Raw genomic sequence first — 19,156 nt, 5'->3', positions numbered from 1 at the left:
TCAGGCCTCCTGCCGTTGACGGGCAAGCATCAGCCGTGGAAGCAGCAGGGCGCCCAGGTGATAAATCGCCAATAGGGCAATGGCAGCGCCCAGCGGCCACCAGAACAGATCGCGTTTGGGCTGGTGGCTGAGGGTTTTCACCTGATGCGGGGTGAGTTTGTCGAGGGTGCTGTAGACCTGATCCAGGGCGTTGCGGTCTTCGGCGCGGAAGAAGCGTCCGCCCGTGGCGTGGGCAATGTCCTGCAAGCCTTGCAGGTTGACCTTGGCTTCGCCCTCGGCATTCGGGTCGCCGATGCCGATGGTGTGAATCACCACGCCTTTGGCCGCGGCCATGGCGGCCGCGTGATCCGGGGTGATGGCGCTGCTGGTGTCGTTGCCGTCGGTGAGCAGGATCAGCACTTTTTCCTGCTCGTGGGCCTGGTCCAGCAGTTTCAGGCTCAGGCCGATGGCGTCGCCGATGGCCGTGTTGGGGCCGGCCATGCCGATGCCGGTGTCGTCCAGCAGCAGTGACAGGCTGGCGTGGTCGAGGGTCAACGGCGCCTGCGGATAGGCACCGGTGCCGAACACAATCAGTCCGATTCGATCGTCTTTACGTTTGTCGATGAACCCGTGCACCACTTCCTTGACCGCGGCCAGGCGATTGATTTTCTGGCCATTGGCGTCGGTGAAATCGGTGGTTTCCATCGACTGGGAAATGTCGATGGCCAGCATCAGGTCGCGCACCGGCTGCTGGCGTTCGATGGGTTTTTCCACCAGCACCGGCCGGCTCGCCGCCACCAGCAGCAGCGTCCAGACCAGCAGGTTCAGGAGCAATTGCCAGCGGTTGCTGCGGGTGCCAGCCTGGCTCGGTGTCTGGCCGACAGCACGGCTCATCGCCGCAAAAAACGGTACACGCACGGCGCTGCGCGCCTCACGGTAATCGGGCAGGTAGCGATAGCCGAACCACGGCAGCGGCAGCAGGATCAACAGCCAGGGGTAATCAAGCTGCCACATGATGACGCTCCACCCAGGTTTTGCAGGTGCTGAACAGCTGTTGGCGCTGTTCAGTGGGCATGGCCCGCAATGCGGCGTCGGGGGCGTAGGCCAGTAGCGAGAGTTGTTGGCTGAAGTCGGCGGGTAGGGGCTGTTTACTGTGCCGCTGCAAAAACACCTGCCAGTCCTCTTTCCCCAACGCCGCAGGAGATCCCACAGGTTTCGCGTTCGGCATAGAGATCGCGACCCGCTTGAGCAATTCGGGAAGCTCGCGCAACGCGCTCAGGTCATTACTGCGCTGCTGCAACTCCTCCAGCCGTACCAACGCCTCGCGCCGATAGCGATCGCGCCGCCATTGCCAGTATCGCCGCGCACCCAGCACCAGCAGCGTAACGATCAACAGTGCGAGCAACGCCCACCAACCCCAGGTTTGCGGTGCATAACTGACCGGTGCTGGCAGTGCCATTTCCTTGAGTTGGTCGATGCTCGGGATAGCGGGGTTCATCGGCGCCCTCCGGCAAACTTGCCCAGTTCGGCACGCAGTTGTTCGTGGGCTTCTGTAGCCGTGCTGAACATCATCAACGGCACCTGGCTGCGGCGCAGCAAGGTCGCGACGTCCTTGAGCCGTCCACTGAGGAAATCCCCGAGCGGCTGATGCACCTGTTGCCGATCCACCGCCAGCTCCACCTGCAATTGGCCTTGGGTGACCAGCACGCGTCCGTTTTTCGGCAGGTTCAGCGCCAGCGGGTCGTAGACCTGCATGGCAATCACATCGTTATGGGCCGCCAGTTGTCGCATCAGTTGCAAGGTGCGTTCGCCGGCCCCGGCGAAGTCGCTGACGATACAGATCAGGTGATCGTGACCGGCCACGGCCAGGCAGTGCTGCAGGACCTTGTCGAGCTGGTCTTCGCCTTCGGCGTCCGGGTTGGCGGCATTGAGTGCCTGGTTCTGCTGGGCGATGCGGCTGCACAGCGCTTCGATCCGTTTGCGGCTGCGCAGCGGGGCGATGCTGTCGATGCGTTGATCGTTGAAGACCAGTCCACCGACGCGGTCGCCAGCGTTGAACACCATCCACGCCGCCAGGGCGCCGAGTTCGGCGGCGATGGCGGATTTGAAGCTGCGTTGCGAGCCAAAGAACATCGACATGCGCTGATCAACGAGGATCAACGCCGGGCGGTCGCGCTCTTCGGTGAAAGTCCGTACCACCGGTTTGCCGGTGCGCAGGGACGCGCGCCAGTCGAGGTGACGCAAGTCGTCTCCCGGCTGATAGCGCCGCAGTTCATCGAAGTTCAGGCCCCGACCACGCAAACGCGAAGCGTGGTTGCCGGCCAGGATGCTGCCCTGGGGCTGACGCGCCAGAAAACTCAGGTCACGGGCCTTGAACTCCAAGGCCATCAACTGCGCCAGAGAGACATACACCAGGCCGTCGGCGCTGTTCATGGACATCAGGCAGGAATCGCCACTTTATCGAGCAGGCGGTCGAGCACTTGATCGGCGCTGACGCCATCGGCCACTGCGTCGTAGCTCAGTTGCAGGCGATGGCGCAGCACCGGGTGCACCACGGCGCGGACGTTGTCCGGAGAAACGAAATCCTGGCCCTGCAACCAGGCGTCGGCCCGGGCACAACGGTCCAGGCCAATGCCGCCGCGGGGGCTGGCGCCGATGCTGATCCAGCGCCCGAGGTCGGCGTCGTAATCGGCCGGGTGGCGAGTGGCGTTGATCAGGTCGATCAGGTAGCGGTCGATGGCCGGGGAGACGTGCACGGCACTGACTTCACGGCGCGCGGCGAATACCACGTCCTGAGACAGGGAGAAGCCCTGCACGGCAGCGGTCTTGGCGCCGAGGGCCTGTTCTTCTTCGCGCAGCAGACGCAGCACCTGGCTTTCGTTTTCCGCGCTCGGGTAATCGAGCAGCACTTTCATCAGGAAGCGGTCCATCTGCGCTTCCGGCAGCGGATAGGTGCCTTCCTGTTCGATCGGGTTCTGGGTAGCGACCACGATGAACAGGTCCGGCAGCGCATGGCTGTTGCCGGCCACGGTGATCTGGCGCTCTTCCATGGCTTCGAGCAACGCCGCCTGGACCTTGGCCGGCGCACGGTTGATTTCGTCGGCGAGGATCAGGTTGCCGAACAGGGGACCTGGCTGGAAGCGCATTTCGTTCTTGCCTTCGACCTGATGCAGCACCTCGGCGCCGGTGATGTCCGACGGCAGCAAGTCCGGGGTGAACTGGATGCGGCTCATCTTCGCGTCCAGGTGTCTGGCCAGTGACTTGACCGTGCGGGTCTTGGCCAGGCCGGGCAGGCTTTCGAGGAGCAAATGTCCGTTGGCCAGCAAACCGACGAGCATCTGCCGGATCACCTGGTCCTGGCCGAGCACCGCTTCGGCGATGCTGGCTTGCAGGGCATTGAGGTCGTCGAGTGTGCTCATGGGGTCTCCTAGAAAAACGCCAGGGTCATGTTGACGCTGATGCCATTACCTTCAGGGCGGTTCTTGGTGTCGAACTCCGGCACCCAGCGCGCATTGAAGTTGGCCTGGGCGTCGGCGAACTTGCCGGTCCAGCCCACTGTCGGGCCGGCACCCACGGAACGTCCGCGGAAGCCGCTGTCGGCGCCGGACCCCGAGTCATCGGTGATCTGCTGGATGTAACCGGCGGCGATACCGGCGTTCCAACCGTTGCCAAAGCCGTGGGTCCACAACGCATCGAGGGTGTAGATGTTGCCGTTGCGATAATCGGTGGCGTCGTTCTCGGTGTAGAACTCCAGGCCGCTCGACAGCGTGAATTCGCCGCCCTTGCCGTCCAGATGAGTGAAGGCCACGGTCGGCATGAAGGTGTAGTTGTTCTGCCCGGGGTTGGCCAGGCGATCGTCGTTGTAGGCGCCGGTGGGCACGTAGATCGGCAGCGAGAACGCAATGTGGTTGAGTTCGTCGAAGTGATAGCCGGCGGCAATCGGCGTCACCAGCATGTCGGCGAACTGGGTGCCGGTGTCCGAGGAGCCCAGCGTTCGGCCGCGGGGCCCGGTGATGTTGGCCGAGATGTCGGTGTACTGCACCGGAACGCCGACGGCCGATGCATAGTTCCAGCGACCCTTGCCGGTGTCCCAGACATGGGTGAAGTTGGCCATGGTGTAAGAAACCTTCATGTCCAGCGCGGTACTGGCGGCACCCACCAACGGAATTTGGGCGTTGCCCTTGAGATCGCCGTCGTACCAGATGCTGGTCAGGGACATGACCCAGCCGGGCTCCGGCGGCACGACCCCGGCATTGGAGAACACTTGCTGGCCGGTAATCGGCCGTCCGACACCACCTTCAGCCGCCAGTACCAACGGGCTGCCGCTGACCATGCACAGCGCCAATAACAGGGGGCGCACTACGAAAGGCCTGATCATGACTGACTCCACTTATTGTTTTTGATTGACGGGGTTCAACAGCGGCATTTTCCATTCGCCGTTGCTGACTTCCGGTTTTGGCAAATACAGGCGCAATATCCCGTAGAAGGGTCCGTTCGGTGCCGGCAGCCAATTGCTTTGCAGGTCTTTGGCTGGCGCCTTGTGCTGCACGTACAGCGTCAGGCCGCCATCGGCATCGAGCTTGAGGTCAGGCAGCATGCGCGAGTTGATCAGGTAGCGATTGAGCGGGTTGGCTACCAGCAGTTTGTTCTTGCCGTCGTACATGGTCAGGGACCAGAACGCATCGGCCGGGGGCAGGGCACCCTTGTCGAAATGCAGGGTGTAGTCATTTTTCGAGGCATCGACCGGTTTGCCGTCCTTGTCGACGAAATAACCGATGTAGTTCGCCTCTTCGGCGGAATTGCCGAAGATCCCCATGTTGGCGCCGGCATAGCGGTACAGGTAGTTGCCCTTGAGGTGATCGCGGGTGCCGAAGAAATCACCGCTGGTGACCTCGTGGGTATCGACTTTGGTTTTCTTGAACTCGGCAAACCCGGCCTTGGCGTCGCTGATGCCGTCTTCAAGCGCCTTGCGCTGCTCGGCGCTGAGTGTATTCACGTTGAAAGGCTTGCCTGCCTCGATACCGATCTTGGCGAAGCGTGCCAACAGTTCCTTTTCCACGTCCTGGGCCGGGGCGAACGCCAGCATGAAATTCAGGTAGCGGAACAGGTCCGGGGTTTCGCTCATGGTCGGCGTGGGTTTTGGCCAGTCGATCTTCGGTGCGGCCGTCGGCGCCTTATGTTTGTCGTAATGACTCAGGGGTTCAACCTTGTAGCCCTTCTGGATCTGCTTGACCTTGGCCAGATCTTTCTCATCGAACAGTTGTGTGCGATACAGCGCGTAGGCGATGTTGCTTTCACTGCGCAGCAAGCGGTCGATGTTCAGCGGTTGCTGGCCCTGCCAGTTGGGCCCGGCGATCATGAAATGCCCGCCGTTGTTGCCGGTGCTGCGGGTGCCCAGGTAGGCAAAGTTCTGCGTATAGGCATCGATCAGTTGCACCGAGTAGTAACGATGCTCTTCGATGGGCGGCAGGGTCAGTACCAGTGGCTCGGCGCGCAAATCCATCCAGACGAAGGAGTAGGGCGTGTCGGCGTTCGGCGTGACAAACGCAGTGTCCCTGGCGGTGAAGGCCTTGGCGGTGTTGCCGATCTGGTTGAACGGAGCCTTGAAGTTCGGGCTCTTCTTGTCCACGGCCTGGGTATAGAGCGTCTTGTACATCTCTACTACCGGAAAGCCGTACAGGTAGGCTTCCCTGGCGATGGCCCGGGCTTCCTCCGGGGTGGCGGTGAAGTCGGCCCAGGCGCTGGTGCTGAGGGTCAGTGCAAGGCCGGTGAACAAAATGCGGTGATTCATATACATCCCTTATTGAACTTCCGGCGTCATTGCACAGCCGTGATGTCGTCGAGTTTCCAGCTCTTGTCGAAATAGGCTTCTGTCGGCGCATACAGGCGGAAATAGCTGAACCAGTGTTTGCCCGGCAGGGTTTGCACCCAGTTGTCTTCGAAACCTTTTGGCGCGGTCGGGCCGAAGTACAGGTCCACCGAGCCGTCGGCGTTTTTCTTCAAGTCCTGACGGGATGACAGGTCGGCCTTGCGCTGCGGGTTATCGATCAGGCAGCGGCTGTCGATGTCGTATACGGTCATCGACCAGAACTGCCTGGCAGGCGGGTTGGCGCCGACGTGCAGGCGATAGCTTTTGCCGCCGTCGAGCCAGTTGCCCTTGTTGTCGGTGTAGGCGCCGAGGTAGGTCTGGCCCAGCCCCGGGGTTTTCGAGACCATGCCTTTGGTGTTGGTCACCGCCTCGTAGAACCAGGCGCTGCGTTCCCACAACTGGTCGTAATAGGCCACGCGCTGGGACGGATCGGCGATGTTCAGCACGCTGTCCCATTGCCGGTCCGGCCAGAATCGGGCATTGGGGAAACGCTTGGCGAAGGTGTTGGCCTTGGCGATCAGTTCACCGACCTGCGCACCCTGTTCCAGGGCCGCGCGTTGCTTGTCGTTGGGGTTGAACGGCTTGTCCTTCTCGATGCCCAGGCTGGCCAGCATGGCCATGTAGAAACGGTCGCGTTCATTGACCGGTTCTTTCTGGATGATCTGGTGCAAACGCTCCCAGTACGCCAGGCCACGAGGCTGGGTACCGGACCAGGCTTTACCACCGGGAGACAGCAGTCTGGTTTTGGCAGGTTCCGCTCGCTTCGCATACGGGTACATCTTGAACTGCTCGACCAGCGCCTTGCCCTTGGCCGGGTCTGGGTCCAGCACGCGAAAGCCCACCAGCACGTTCATGGTTTCGGATTTGGCCAGGTAGTATTTATGGGCATCCGCCGGCAGCTCGGCACCCGGTGGCAATACCAGGTACTTGCCGCCCTTGCCTTTGTCCGGACCGGTCTGGCCCATGTCGATGATCGCCCGCTGCCAGAAATCGCCTACGCCACCGGCAGTCGGGCCAGGTGGTAGTTCAATCACCAGCGGCCCGGTTTCGTTGAGATCGACAAACCCGAGGATGTACGGCGTGGTGGCGTTGGCCGTGATCACCCCAAGCTTGTCTTCGTAACTGTTGAGCACCATCAGGTCGCCGCTGTGGGCGCCCAGTTTGTCGCGAAACTCTTCCTGCCATTGCGCATAGGACACCAGTGGCAAGGCCCACAGATAACTCTGTGTGGCCTGCTGGAAGTCCAGTTCGGCATAAAGCCTGGCAATCGACTCATGGGCCGGCAGTTCGCCGTCCATGGCAATTTTGCCGATGCGGGTATCAAGTTCCTGGGCGCCCACGCCGCAACTGGCGAACAGGGCCATCAGGCTGAAACCGGCTGTGCGAATTGCACCGTGCATATATAAGTCCTTATTTACCGAAGGTGACGTTGATCCCGGCGTACAGCGTGAACTGTGGCAAGCCGTCGCCTTTGCGGTCGACGGTCCACTGCGGCTCGATAAAGGCGTTGAGGATATTGGACCCGGATTTCCAGGCTTTGCCGCCACCCAAACCGAGTGGGATGTAATGGGTGTTGTTCTTCAGGTCGAACGTCCAGGTGCCTGTGGAACGCAGGTACCAGCCTTTTTCCAGGTTGTGGATGATGAACGGCTGGAAGGTGGCGGATTCCACGTGAGGACGGTCGTGATCACCGGCGAATGAACTCTGATACTGCACCAGTGCGCCGAGCAGTCCGCGTGGCGAGGAGTCGATGGCGATGGCGGACAGTCCAGCCTGCCATTTGCCGGTTCCCAACTCATCCTGCCCGGCGGTCGGCGCAGTGATTTGCGGGCCGACGCCCAACTGCACGCCTTCGGTCTTGAGCAGGAAAATATCGAACACATTCAGGTCGCCGATGCCGGTGCTGTAGCCGTTGTGCGGATCGGGACGGGTGCTGACGGGGAGCGTGACGCGCAGCAACTGCGGGACACCTATGACGTCATTGGCTGCCATCGGAAGGGCGCCGCGCAGCAGCGCATCGTTGGTGTGAGCGTTGGTATCGAACAGCTTGGGGGTGTAGTAATCCTGCAGGTTGACACCTGGTGCCAGGTTCAGCGGGTTGTTGCTTTTGTTGGCGGTCTCGGCGTTATCCGCGAGAGCACAAAAAGCAGGCGCGAGTGAAGTCACCCATACAAAGGCGTACTTCCCCAAATTCTTAGACATTAATCCCCCGGTTCCCTGGTGGCTGACTGGGCCTACGGCCCCTTATGTTCAGCCATAACTGCGTAATCCCTTTCCGATCAAGCCTGTAGGACTCGTCGGATTAAGTTAGCAGTTAACCACGGGTTATCCAGTTGAATGGATTAATTCTTTGGTTTTGTGTGCGGTTTCTCGTTAATTTCGTGTACTAGAAAGTTAATACGGATCAAGGGCTTGCCCGAACAAGTTAAGTGGCTATCTAGCCAATGTAGGAGCGAGCCTGCTCGCGAAGGCGGTCTGTCAGTCAATATTGGTGTTGAATGTGACGACCACTTCGCGAGCAGGCTTGCTCCCACAGGAAACTGAAGCGATAGCCGGTTCAGTCAACCTCAGTTCTTCTTCGCTTGCTCCCAAACCCGCTCTTCCTGCTCGCGCAGTTCCGGCGTGAACTCGGCACCAAAATCTTCGGCTTCAAACACCTGACGAATCTCGATCTCGGCCTCGGTGCCCGGCATCGGGTTGGGGCAGCGTTTGACCCATTCGATGGCTTCTTCCTTGGACTTCACTTTCCACAACCAGAAACCGGCGATCAGCTCCTTGGTTTCGATGAAGGGGCCGTCGATCACCGTGTGTCTGTCACCGGAAAACTTTACCCGTGCGCCTTTGCTGCTCGGGTGCAAGCCTTCGCCCGCGAGCATGATACCGGCCTTGACCAGTTCTTCGTTGTAGTTGCCCATGGCCGTCAACAGTTCCTGGCTGGGCATGACGCCGGCTTCGGAATCCTGGCTGGCCTTGATGATGATCATGAATCGCATGGTCTCGTCTCCGTTGCAGTTGAGTGGCTCGATTTATAGTCGAACGACGGTGGAGCAATTCGACAGAGTGTTAACAAAAGTTTTCGTCGATGACGTGTCGCGTGCCTTTCGTCATGAACATCGGTTAGCGGCGGGTGAGGGCGTACTCTGTACTTTTGCCGACTTGTTCGGCTCACACACGAACCCTGTAGGAGCGAGCCTGCTCGCGATGGCGTCAGATCAGACACTAGCGATGTTGAATGATATTTCGCTTTCGCGAGCAGGCTCGCTCCCACAAATTTGTAGGTTGTATCCAGTTTTGTGCCCTGTTACATGACAATTTATGTTTGGCCATAGGTCGTAGGACAATTTCATGGTTAACTTCGGCCTCGTCAAAATTCTCCACCACAACGTTCAGAAGGACTCCGTTCATGGCTCAAGTCACCCTTAAAGGCAACCCGGTTCAAGTCAACGGCCAACTGCCACAAGCCGGTTCCAAGGCGCCAGCCTTTTCCCTGGTTGCCGGCAATCTGTCCGACGTCACCCTGAAAGACTTTGCCGGCAAGCGCAAAGTGCTGAACATCTTCCCAAGCGTTGATACCCCGACCTGCGCCACCTCGGTGCGCAAGTTCAACGCCCAGGCCAGCGACGTGGCCAACACCGTTGTGCTGTGCATCTCCGCTGACCTGCCATTCGCCCAAGCCCGTTTCTGCGGCGCCGAAGGTCTGGAAAACGTACAGAACCTGTCGACCCTGCGTGGCGCCGAGTTCATCCAGAACTACGGCGTTGCCATTGCCGACGGCCCGCTCAAAGGCCTGACCGCCCGTGCCGTGGTGGTTCTGGACGAAAACGACAACGTGCTGCACAGCGAGCTGGTTGGCGAAATCGCTGACGAGCCGAACTATGAAGCGGCACTGGCCGTTCTCAAGTAAGTTAGCTCCATTACAATTGTTAACGGCCTGGCTCTGTCCAGGCCGTTTTCATTTGTGCTTCAGTGTCTTACACAAAACTCCTGCTACGTAAGCCAAAGGTAAATTGCCGGTAAAGGCGCTTTGCTTAAAACCCGCCAGTGCTTATCGTTCAGCCTCATGTAAAAAAGCCCACGCGCCCAATGGTTGATCACTCAATGCAATCCTCCGCTTCCCGTAGTCCTCGTCGCTGGCTGTTCGGCCTGCTTGTCCTGTTGGTCATCGCTGGCCTGTGCTGGAAATTCTGGCCCGGCAGCGCTGCACCCAAAGAGGCTGCGGGGCAGAAAGCCGTCGCCGGGCATACCGGCAGGTCAGGCGGGATGCGCCCTGGATTCGGTGGCGCGTCCGGGCCGGTACCGGTGCGAGTGGCGCCCGCGGTCAAGGGGGATTTCCCGCTGTATTTCAAGGCGCTGGGCACGGTCACGGCGCTGAACACCATCAATGTGCGCAGTCGCGTCGGCGGTGAGCTGGTCAAGATCTATTTCGAAGAAGGGCAGATGGTCAAGGCCGGCGACCTGCTGGCCGACATCGACCCGCGCCCTTACCAGAATGCCTTGCTTCAGGCCGAGGGCACCTTGCTGCAGAATCAGGCGCAGCTGAAAAACGCCCAGGTCGACGTCGAGCGCTATCGCGGCCTGTACCGTGAAGACAGTATTGCCAAGCAGACCCTGGACACCGCCGAAGCGCTGGTCGGTCAATTCCAGGGCACGGTCAAGACCAATCAGGCGGCGGTCAACGACGCCAAACTTAACCTCGAATTCACCCGGATCCGCGCACCGATCACCGGACGCGTCGGCCTGCGTCAACTGGACGTCGGCAACCTGGTAGCGGCCAATGACACCACCGCATTGGCGATCATCACCCAGACCCAGCCCATCAGCGTGGCCTTCACCCTCCCGGAAAACAGCCTCGACACCGTGCTGGCCCGTTATCGCAGCGGGGCCAAACTGCCGGCTGAAGCCTGGGATCGTGGCGATACCAAACTGCAAGCCACTGGCGTATTGCAGAGCCTGGACAACCAGATCGACGTCACCACCGGCACCCTGAAATTCAAGGCCCGTTTCGAGAACCGCGATCAGTCACTGTTTCCCAACCAGTTCGTCAATGTGCGCCTGCTGGCCGACACCCTCAAAGACGTCGTACTGGCGCCTTCCGCCGCGATCCAGTTCGGCACCAACGGCACGTTTGCCTATGCCATGGACGGTGACAAGAAAGTCAAGATCCGTCAGTTGAAAGTCGGCGCCAGTGACGGCGTGAACACAGTGATCACAGAAGGCCTGTCGGCGGGCGACCGGGTCGTGCTGGAAGGCACTGACCGCCTGAAGGAAGGCAGCGACGTGGAGGTGGTCAATGACAGCCAGGACGTGCCGACCACGCCAACCGAACACCTGCAAGGCAAGTCGGCGGTCAATGCGGCTGAGCCTGCGACCACCGACAAGGAGAAAAAGGGCGGCGCATGAATCTCTCGCGGCTGTTCATCCTTCGCCCGGTAGCCACCACGCTGAGCATGCTGGCCATTATCCTGGCCGGCGTCATCGCCTATCGGCTGCTGCCGGTGTCGGCATTGCCCCAGGTCGATTACCCGACCATTCGCGTCATGACCCTGTACCCCGGCGCCAGCCCGGATGTCATGACCAGCGCGGTGACCGCGCCGCTTGAGCGGCAATTCGGGCAAATGCCCGGCCTGACGCAAATGGCCTCTACCAGTTCCGGCGGGGCGTCGGTGCTGACCCTGCGTTTCAGCCTCGACATCAACATGGACGTGGCTGAGCAACAAGTGCAGGCGGCGATCAACGCCGCGACCAACCTGTTGCCCAAGGACCTGCCGGCACCGCCGGTGTACAACAAGGTCAACCCGGCCGATACGCCGGTGCTGACCTTGGCCATCACCTCCAAGACCATGCTGCTGCCCAAGCTCAACGATCTGGTCGATACGCGCATGGCGCAGAAAATCGCCCAGATCAGCGGCGTCGGCATGGTCAGCATTGCCGGCGGCCAGCGTCAGGCCGTGCGGATCAAGGTCAACCCCGAGGCCCTGGCCGCCAATGGCCTGAACCTGTCGGATGTGCGCACTCTGATCGGAGCGTCCAACGTCAACCAGCCCAAGGGCAACTTCGACGGCCCGACCCGGGTCTCGATGCTCGATGCAAACGATCAACTGACGTCGCCCAAGGACTACGCCAACCTGATCCTGGCCTACGCCAATGGCGCACCGCTGCGACTCAAGGACGTGGCGGAAATCGTCGACGGCGCCGAGAATGAGCGACTGGCTGCGTGGGCCAACGAGAACCAGGCCGTGCTGCTGAACATCCAGCGTCAGCCCGGCGCCAACGTGATCGAGGTAGTGGACCGGATCAAGGCCCTGCTGCCGAGCATCACCGACAACCTGCCGGCCGGCCTCGACGTGATAGTGCTGACCGACCGCACCCAGACCATCCGCGCCTCGGTCAAGGACGTGCAGCATGAATTGCTGATCGCGATCGCCCTGGTGGTCATGGTCACCTTCCTGTTCCTGCGTCGCGCCAGTGCCACGATCATTCCGTCGGTGGCCGTGCCGCTGTCGCTGATCGGTACGTTCGGCGTGATGTACCTGGCAGGCTTCTCGGTCAACAACCTGACCCTGATGGCCCTGACCATCGCCACCGGTTTCGTGGTGGACGATGCGATCGTCATGCTGGAGAACATTTCCCGATTCATCGAAGAAGGCGACAGCCCGCTGAACGCCGCGCTCAAAGGCGCCAAACAGATCGGTTTCACCCTGATCTCCCTGACGTTGTCGCTGATCGCCGTGCTGATCCCGCTGCTGTTCATGGCGGACGTGGTCGGGCGCTTGTTCCGCGAGTTCGCCATCACCCTGGCAGTGGCGATCCTGATTTCCCTGGTGGTTTCCCTGACCCTGACGCCGATGATGTGCGCGCGGTTGCTCAAGCGTGAACCCAAGGAAGCAGAGCAGGGCCGTTTCTACCGTGCCAGCGGTGCGTTCATCGACTGGATGATCGCTGCCTACGGACGCAAGTTGCAGTGGGTGCTCAAGCACCAGCCGCTGACCCTGATGGTGGCCATTGGCACGTTGGCGCTGACGGTATTCCTGTACATGGTGGTGCCCAAGGGCTTCTTCCCGGTGCAGGACACCGGCGTCATCCAGGGCATTTCCGAAGCGCCGCAATCGATTTCCTTCGCCGCCATGAGCGAGCGCCAGCAGGAACTGGCCAAGGTGATCCTGGCCGACCCGGCGGTCGAGAGCCTGTCCTCCTACATTGGCGTGGATGGCGACAACTCGACCCTCAACAGCGGTCGGTTGCTGATCAACCTCAAGTCACACCACGACCGCGACCTGAGCGCCACGCAAGTGATTGCCCGCCTGCAACCGGAGCTGGACAAGCTGGTCGGCATCCGCCTGTTCATGCAGCCGGTGCAGGACCTGACCATCGAAGACCGGGTCAGCCGCACGCAGTACCAGTTCAGCATGTCATCGCCAGACTCCGAGTTGCTGAGCCTGTGGAGCGGGCGTTTGGTGGAGGCCCTGGCCGACCGGCCGGAATTGACCGACGTCGCCAGCGATTTGCAGGACAAGGGCTTGCAGGTCTACCTGGTGATCGACCGCGATGCGGCGTCGCGGGTTGGTGTATCGGTGTCGAACATCACCGATGCGCTGTACGACGCCTTCGGTCAGCGGCAGATTTCCACGATCTACACCCAGGCCAGTCAGTACCGCGTGGTGCTGCAATCGCAGTCCGGCGAGAAGATCGGCCCGCAGGCGCTGGAGCAGATTCACGTCAAGACCACCGATGGCGGGCAGGTGCGCCTGTCCAGCCTGGCGCGCATCGAAGAGCGCCAGGCGCAACTGGCCATCACCCACATCGGCCAGTTCCCGGCGGTGATGATGTCCTTCAACCTGGCGCCCGGCGTGGCGCTGGGGCATGCGGTCGAGATCATCGAGCAGGTGCAGAAGGACATAGGCATGCCGATTGGCGTGCAGACCCAGTTCCAGGGCGCGGCGGAGGCTTTCCAGGCCTCGCTGTCGAGCACCTTGCTGCTGATCCTGGCGGCGGTGGTGACCATGTACATCGTGCTGGGCGTGCTCTACGAGAGCTACATCCACCCGATTACCATTCTCTCGACCCTGCCCTCGGCGGCGGTGGGCGCCTTGCTGGCGTTGATCCTCAGCGGCAACGACCTGGGCATGATCGCGATCATCGGCATCATTCTGCTGATCGGCATCGTGAAGAAGAACGCGATCATGATGATCGACTTCGCCCTCGATGCCGAGCGCAACCAGGGCATGGACCCGCAAACGGCGATCTATCAGGCCGCCTTGCTGCGTTTCCGGCCAATCCTGATGACCACCCTGGCCGCGCTGTTCGGTGCCGTGCCGTTGATGCTGGCCACCGGTTCCGGCGCAGAACTGCGCCAACCGCTGGGTCTGGTGATGGTCGGCGGCCTGTTGCTGAGTCAGATTCTGACGTTGTTCACTACGCCTGTGATTTACCTGTATTTCGACCGTCTCGGTCGGCGCTGGGGGCGCAAGCCTGAGTCCGTGGAAGCGGTAGAGCAGCCATGAACCTTTCCGGACCTTTCATCAAGCGCCCGGTCGCGACCATGCTGCTGAGCCTGGCGATCATGCTGCTGGGCGGCGTCAGCTTCGGTTTGCTGCCGGTGTCGCCGCTGCCGCAAATGGACTTTCCGGTGATCGTGGTCCAGGCCAGCCTGCCAGGGGCCAGCCCCGAGGTGATGGCGTCGACCGTGGCCACGCCTCTGGAACGCTCCTTCGGCAGCATTGCCGGGGTCAACACCATGAGCAGCCGCTCCAGCCAGGGTTCGACCCGGGTAATCCTGCAATTCGACCTGGACCGCGACATCAACGGCGCGGCGCGGGAAGTGCAGGCGGCCATCAACGCCTCGCGCACCCTGCTGCCGAGCGGGATGCGCAGCATGCCGACCTACAAGAAGGTCAACCCGTCCCAGGCGCCGATCATGGTGCTGTCGCTGACGTCGGATGTGCTGGAAAAAGGCCAGCTCTATGACCTGGCCTCGACGATCCTGTCTCAGAGCCTGTCCCAGGTGCAGGGCGTTGGCGAGGTGCAGATCGGCGGCAGCTCGCTGCCGGCGGTACGTATCGAGCTCGAACCGCAGTCGCTGAACCAGTACGGCGTGGCCCTGGACGATGTGCGCAACACCATCGCCAATGCCAACGTACGTCGGCCCAAGGGCTCGGTGGAAGACGATCAACGGCTGTGGCAGGTCCAGGCCAACGACCAGCTGGAAAAAGCCAAGGACTACGAGTCGCTGATCATCCACTACAACGGCGGCGCGGCCCTGCGCCTGAAGGATGTGGCCAAGGTCAGCGATGGCGTCGAGGACCGCTACAACAGCGGTTTCTTCAACGACGACGCGGCGGTACTGCTGGTGATCAACCGGCAGGCCGGCGCCAACATCATCGAGACGGTCAACGAGATCAAGGCCCAGTTGCCGGCGTTGCAGGCGGTGCTGCCGGCCAGCGTCAAGCTGAACCTGGCCATGGACCGCTCGCCGGTGATCAAGGCCACGTTGCACGAAGCGGAAATGACCCTGCTGATCGCCGTGGCGCTGGTGATCCTGGTGGTGTTCCTGTTCCTCGGTAACTTCCGCGCTTCGCTGATCCCGACCCTGGCGGTGCCGGTGTCGCTGGTCGGCACCTTTGCCGTGATGTACCTCTACGGCTTTTCGCTGAACAACCTGTCGCTGATGGCGCTGATCCTGGCCACCGGGCTGGTGGTGGACGATGCCATTGTGGTGCTGGAGAACATTTCCCGGCACATCGACGAAGGCGTGCGGCCGATGCGTGCCGCGTACCTGGGTGCCCAGGAAGTCGGTTTTACCTTGCTGTCGATGAACGTATCGCTGGTGGCGGTGTTCCTGTCGATCCTGTTCATGGGCGGGATCATTGAAAGCCTGTTCCGCGAATTCTCCATCACCCTGGCGGCAGCCATCGTGGTCTCGCTGGTAGTGTCGTTGACTCTGACCCCGATGCTCTGCGCCCGCTGGCTCAAGCCGCACACGCCGGGGCAGGAGAACCGCCTGCAACGCTGGAGTCGGCGGACCAACGACTGGATGGTCGGCAAATACGCCACCAGTCTCGACTGGGTGCTGCGTCACAAGCGCCTGACCCTGCTCAGTCTGTTCGTGACAATTGGCGTTAACATTGCGCTATATGTGATTGTTCCTAAAACATTTTTACCGCAGCAGGATACCGGTCAGCTGATCGGTTTCGTGCGCGGTGACGACGGCCTGTCCTTCAGTGTGATGCAGCCGAAGATGGAGATTTTCCGCCGGGCTGTGTTGAAGGATGAAGCGGTAGAAAGCGTCGCCGGGTTCATTGGCGGCAACAACGGCACCAACAACGCCTTCATGCTGGTGCGCCTCAAGCCGATCAAGGAACGGAGCATTTCCGCGCAGAAAGTCATCGAACGACTGCGCAAGGAAATGCCCAAGGTGCCCGGGGCACAACTGATGCTCATGGCGGACCAGGACCTGCAATTTGGTGGCGGTCGTGAGCAGACCACCTCGCAGTACTCGTACATCCTGCAGAGCGGGGATCTGGGGGCATTGCGCGAGTGGTATCCGAAAGTCGTCACCGCGCTCAAGGCCTTGCCGGAGCTGACGGCGATCGATGCGCGGGAAGGCCGCGGCGCCCGGCAAGTGACCCTGATCGTCGACCGTGACCAGGCCAAGCGCCTGGGGGTCGACATGGACATGGTCACGGCGGTGCTGAACAACGCCTACAGCCAGCGGCAGATATCGACCATCTACGACAGCCTCAACCAGTATCAGGTGGTGATGGAGGTCAATCCGAAGTACGCCCAGGACCCGATCACCCTCAAGCAGGTCCAGGTGATCACCGCTGACGGCGCGCGGATCCCGCTGTCGACCATCGCCCATTACGAAAACAGCCTGGAAAATGACCGGGTCAGCCACGAAGGCCAGTTTGCTTCGGAAAGCATTGCCTTCGACATGGCTGAAGGCGTGACCGTGGAGCAGGGCGGTGCCGCCATCGAGCGGGCGATTGCCAAGGTTGGCCTGCCGGAAGACGTGATCGCGAAAATGGCCGGCACAGCCGACGCTTTCGCGGCGACTCAGAAAAGTCAGCCGTGGATGATTCTGGGGGCGCTGGTGGCGGTGTATCTGGTCTTGGGTGTGTTGTATGAAAGCTACATTCACCCGCTGACGATTCTCTCGACCTTGCCGTCGGCCGGGGTCGGCGCGTTGCTGTCGATCTATGCGCTGGGCGGCGAATTCAGCCTGATTTCGTTGCTGGGACTGTTTCTGCTGATCGGCGTGGTGAAGAAAAACGCGATTCTGATGATTGACCTGGCGTTGCAGCTGGAACGAAACCAGGGCATGGCCCCGCTGGAATCGATTCGCAGCGCCTGCCTGCAACGTTTGCGACCTATCCTGATGACCACCCTGGCGGCGATCCTCGGTGCCTTGCCGTTGCTGCTGAGCCGCGCCGAAGGGGCGGAAATGCGCCAGCCGCTGGGCCTGACCATCATCGGCGGGCTGATCTTCAGCCAGGTGCTGACGCTTTACACCACCCCGGTGGTTTACCTCTATCTCGACAAACTGCGCCATCGCTTCAATAAATGGCGTGGGGTGCGTACCGATGCTGCTCTGGAAACTCCGCTATGACTGACCGTTCGCTTTTCAACCTGGCTGCACCGCTGCTCATGGCCCGAGGCTCGCGCCTGTTGAGCCTGTCACTGTGCGTGGCGATGCTCAGTGCCTGCGCCGTCGGCCCGGATTACCAGCGCCCGCAAACCGCCGAACCTGCGCAGTACAAGGCGGCAGAGGGCTGGCGTCAGGCCAACCCCAGCGATGCCCTGGCGCGCGGCGCGTGGTGGGAGTTGTATGGCGACCGGCAGCTCAACGACCTGATCGAAAAACTCAACAGCGCCAACCAGACCGTCGCCCAGTCCGAAGCGCAGTACCGCCAGGCCCAGGCCTTGGTGCGCAGCGCACGGGGGGCGTTTTTCCCGACGGTGGACCTGAACGTCAGCAAGAACCGTTCTAGCCAGGGCACCGGCAGCAGCAACTCCAGCCTGAGCAGTTCGTCCAGCGGTATTCGCGACACGTATTCGGCCCAGGCGGGCGTCAGTTGGGAAGCGGACGTGTGGGGCAAGCTGCGCCGAGGCCTCGAAGCCGACACCGCCAACGCCCAGGCAAGCTTTGCCGACTTGGCGGCCATGCGCCTGAGTCAACAGTCGGAGCTGGTGCAGAATTACCTGCAACTGCGAGTGATCGATGGCCAGAAGCGCTTGCTCCAGGACACGGTCGAGGCTTATCAGCGTTCGTTGAAGATGACCGAGAACCAGTACCGCGCAGGCGTATCGGGCAAGGACGCAGTGGCCCAGGCCCAGACACAGCTCAAAGGCACCGAAGCCGATATGGTCGACCTGATCTGGCAACGCGCCCAGTTCGAGAACGCCATCGCCGTGCTGATCGGCCTGCCGCCGGCTGAGTTCAGCCTGGCGGAAAGCCAGGACATCCCGCAGTTGCCGCAAGTGCCGCCGGCGCTGCCTTCGCAGTTGCTGGAGCGTCGCCCGGACATTGCTTCCGCCGAGCGCTCGGTGATGGCCGCCAACGCCAACATTGGTGTGGCCAAGGCCGCCTATTACCCCGACCTGACATTGAACATGAACGGCGGCTACAGCAGCAGCACCTATTCCAACTGGATCAGCCTGCCGAACCGCTTCTGGTCGGTCGGACCGCAATTGGCCATGACCTTGTTCGACGGCGGCCAGCGCTCGGCGGAAGTCGACCGCAGTGAAGCGGCCTATGACGAAACGGTGGCCAAGTACCGCCAGACCGTGCTGGACGGTTTCCGCGAGGTGGAAAACTTCCTGGTACAGCTCAAGGTGCTTCAGGACGAAGCCGTTGTGCGCCAACAGGCACTGGACGCCGCCCGGGAATCGTTGCGCCTGACCCAGAACCAGTACAAGGCCGGCTTGATTGCGTACATCGATGTGGTGGTGACTCAGGCGGCGGCGCTGAGCAATGAGCGCAGTAATCTGGACCTGCTGCAAAGCCGATTATTAGCCAGCGTGCAGTTGATTGCCGCGTTGGGGGGTGGCTGGGATGGGCAGCTTGAGGTGAGTGATAGCCAGTAACCCGGATCAGAGGAACACAGCGGCAACTGTGGCGAGGGAGCTTGCTTGTGGCGAGGGGGCTTGCCCCCGTTGGGTCGCGAAGCGGCCCTGAATTCTGGCACCCACATTCCTGCAGAATGATCATGGTCGCCTTTTTTGCGACCGCTTCGCGTTCGAGCGGGGGCAAGCCCCCTCGCCACAATTGGCGGTGTAACAACTCCCACAAAGGCTTTAGCTCGGCATTTT

14 protein-coding genes are annotated in these 19,156 nt (G+C 61.3%); 5 read left to right on the top strand and 9 right to left on the bottom strand.

Going from position 1 to position 19,156, the window contains the following annotated elements; translation table 11 throughout:
- The 9 genes from VC35_RS00710 to VC35_RS00670 all read right to left on the bottom strand — a co-directional run bounded on the left by VC35_RS00710 (position 1) and on the right by VC35_RS00670 (position 8,841).
- The gene (locus VC35_RS00710) at positions 1-993 is read right to left on the bottom strand and encodes a vWA domain-containing protein (RefSeq protein WP_046037144.1); all 993 of its coding nucleotides are present in this window, start codon (positions 991-993) and stop codon (positions 1-3) included.
- A complete protein-coding gene (locus VC35_RS00705; protein ID WP_046037143.1) occupies positions 980-1,477 on the bottom strand; it encodes a DUF4381 domain-containing protein in 498 nt (165 codons plus the stop codon). Before VC35_RS00705 ends, VC35_RS00710 begins: the two co-directional genes overlap by 14 nt.
- On the bottom strand, positions 1,474-2,418 hold the full coding sequence (locus tag VC35_RS00700; RefSeq protein ID WP_404942341.1) for a DUF58 domain-containing protein: 945 nt from the start codon (positions 2,416-2,418) through the stop codon (positions 1,474-1,476). Before VC35_RS00700 ends, VC35_RS00705 begins: the two co-directional genes overlap by 4 nt.
- Positions 2,418-3,398, bottom strand: a complete 981-nt coding sequence (locus tag VC35_RS00695; protein ID WP_046037140.1) for an AAA family ATPase — start codon at positions 3,396-3,398, stop codon at positions 2,418-2,420. Before VC35_RS00695 ends, VC35_RS00700 begins: the two co-directional genes overlap by 1 nt.
- Before the next feature lie 8 nt (positions 3,399-3,406).
- On the bottom strand, positions 3,407-4,357 hold the full coding sequence (locus VC35_RS00690; RefSeq protein WP_046037139.1) for a SphA family protein: 951 nt from the start codon (positions 4,355-4,357) through the stop codon (positions 3,407-3,409).
- 12 nt (positions 4,358-4,369) lie between these two features.
- The gene (locus tag VC35_RS00685) at positions 4,370-5,770 is read right to left on the bottom strand and encodes a DUF1254 domain-containing protein (protein WP_046037428.1); all 1,401 of its coding nucleotides are present in this window, start codon (positions 5,768-5,770) and stop codon (positions 4,370-4,372) included.
- 26 nt (positions 5,771-5,796) lie between these two features.
- Positions 5,797-7,248: a DUF1254 domain-containing protein gene (locus VC35_RS00680; RefSeq protein WP_080925223.1), complete on the bottom strand. Its 1,452-nt coding sequence runs from the start codon at positions 7,246-7,248 to the stop codon at positions 5,797-5,799.
- 10 nt (positions 7,249-7,258) lie between these two features.
- The gene (locus tag VC35_RS00675) at positions 7,259-8,050 is read right to left on the bottom strand and encodes a hypothetical protein (protein WP_046037137.1); all 792 of its coding nucleotides are present in this window, start codon (positions 8,048-8,050) and stop codon (positions 7,259-7,261) included.
- 365 nt (positions 8,051-8,415) lie between these two features.
- The gene (locus VC35_RS00670; RefSeq protein WP_046037136.1) at positions 8,416-8,841 is read right to left on the bottom strand and encodes a YciI family protein; all 426 of its coding nucleotides are present in this window, start codon (positions 8,839-8,841) and stop codon (positions 8,416-8,418) included.
- Positions 8,842-9,251: 410 nt separating this feature from the next.
- Between VC35_RS00670 and tpx the strand changes: the two genes are divergently transcribed.
- The 5 genes from tpx (at position 9,252) to VC35_RS00645 (ending at position 18,931) form a co-directional block, all read left to right on the top strand.
- Positions 9,252-9,752: a thiol peroxidase gene (tpx, locus tag VC35_RS00665; protein WP_007974363.1), complete on the top strand. Its 501-nt coding sequence runs from the start codon at positions 9,252-9,254 to the stop codon at positions 9,750-9,752.
- Positions 9,753-9,931: 179 nt separating this feature from the next.
- Positions 9,932-11,248, top strand: coding sequence for an MdtA/MuxA family multidrug efflux RND transporter periplasmic adaptor subunit (locus VC35_RS00660; protein ID WP_046037134.1), 1,317 nt, complete (start codon positions 9,932-9,934; stop codon positions 11,246-11,248).
- Complete coding sequence (locus VC35_RS00655) at positions 11,245-14,349, top strand: MdtB/MuxB family multidrug efflux RND transporter permease subunit (protein WP_046037133.1); 3,105 nt, start codon at positions 11,245-11,247, stop codon at positions 14,347-14,349. Before VC35_RS00660 ends, VC35_RS00655 begins: the two co-directional genes overlap by 4 nt.
- The gene (locus VC35_RS00650; protein ID WP_046037132.1) at positions 14,346-17,453 is read left to right on the top strand and encodes an efflux RND transporter permease subunit; all 3,108 of its coding nucleotides are present in this window, start codon (positions 14,346-14,348) and stop codon (positions 17,451-17,453) included. The genes VC35_RS00655 and VC35_RS00650 overlap by 4 nt, the downstream gene beginning before the upstream one ends.
- Positions 17,450-18,931: an efflux transporter outer membrane subunit gene (locus VC35_RS00645; RefSeq protein WP_046037131.1), complete on the top strand. Its 1,482-nt coding sequence runs from the start codon at positions 17,450-17,452 to the stop codon at positions 18,929-18,931. Before VC35_RS00650 ends, VC35_RS00645 begins: the two co-directional genes overlap by 4 nt.
- The last annotated feature ends 225 nt before the right edge of the window (positions 18,932-19,156 follow it).

Origin of the sequence: Pseudomonas fluorescens, assembly GCF_000967965.1 — a bacterium.
GTDB lineage: Bacteria > Pseudomonadota > Gammaproteobacteria > Pseudomonadales > Pseudomonadaceae > Aquipseudomonas > Aquipseudomonas grandcourensis.
This window is presented reverse-complemented; position numbering and strand designations above follow the sequence as displayed.

Excerpts from the sequence above, each read along its gene's own strand:
- VC35_RS00710 (WP_046037144.1), bottom strand. The coding sequence starts at position 993 with ATGTGGCAGCTTGATTACCCCTGGCTGTTGATCCTGCTGCCGCTGCCG.
- VC35_RS00705 (WP_046037143.1), bottom strand. The coding sequence starts at position 1,477 with ATGAACCCCGCTATCCCGAGCATCGACCAACTCAAGGAAATGGCACTG.
- VC35_RS00700 (WP_404942341.1), bottom strand. The coding sequence starts at position 2,418 with ATGTCCATGAACAGCGCCGACGGCCTGGTGTATGTCTCTCTGGCGCAG.
- VC35_RS00695 (WP_046037140.1), bottom strand. The coding sequence starts at position 3,398 with ATGAGCACACTCGACGACCTCAATGCCCTGCAAGCCAGCATCGCCGAA.
- VC35_RS00690 (WP_046037139.1), bottom strand. The coding sequence starts at position 4,357 with ATGATCAGGCCTTTCGTAGTGCGCCCCCTGTTATTGGCGCTGTGCATG.
- VC35_RS00685 (WP_046037428.1), bottom strand. The coding sequence starts at position 5,770 with ATGAATCACCGCATTTTGTTCACCGGCCTTGCACTGACCCTCAGCACC.
- VC35_RS00680 (WP_080925223.1), bottom strand. The coding sequence starts at position 7,248 with ATGCACGGTGCAATTCGCACAGCCGGTTTCAGCCTGATGGCCCTGTTC.
- VC35_RS00675 (WP_046037137.1), bottom strand. The coding sequence starts at position 8,050 with ATGTCTAAGAATTTGGGGAAGTACGCCTTTGTATGGGTGACTTCACTC.
- VC35_RS00670 (WP_046037136.1), bottom strand. The coding sequence starts at position 8,841 with ATGCGATTCATGATCATCATCAAGGCCAGCCAGGATTCCGAAGCCGGC.
- tpx (WP_007974363.1), top strand. The coding sequence starts at position 9,252 with ATGGCTCAAGTCACCCTTAAAGGCAACCCGGTTCAAGTCAACGGCCAA.
- VC35_RS00660 (WP_046037134.1), top strand. The coding sequence starts at position 9,932 with ATGGTTGATCACTCAATGCAATCCTCCGCTTCCCGTAGTCCTCGTCGC.
- VC35_RS00655 (WP_046037133.1), top strand. The coding sequence starts at position 11,245 with ATGAATCTCTCGCGGCTGTTCATCCTTCGCCCGGTAGCCACCACGCTG.
- VC35_RS00650 (WP_046037132.1), top strand. The coding sequence starts at position 14,346 with ATGAACCTTTCCGGACCTTTCATCAAGCGCCCGGTCGCGACCATGCTG.
- VC35_RS00645 (WP_046037131.1), top strand. The coding sequence starts at position 17,450 with ATGACTGACCGTTCGCTTTTCAACCTGGCTGCACCGCTGCTCATGGCC.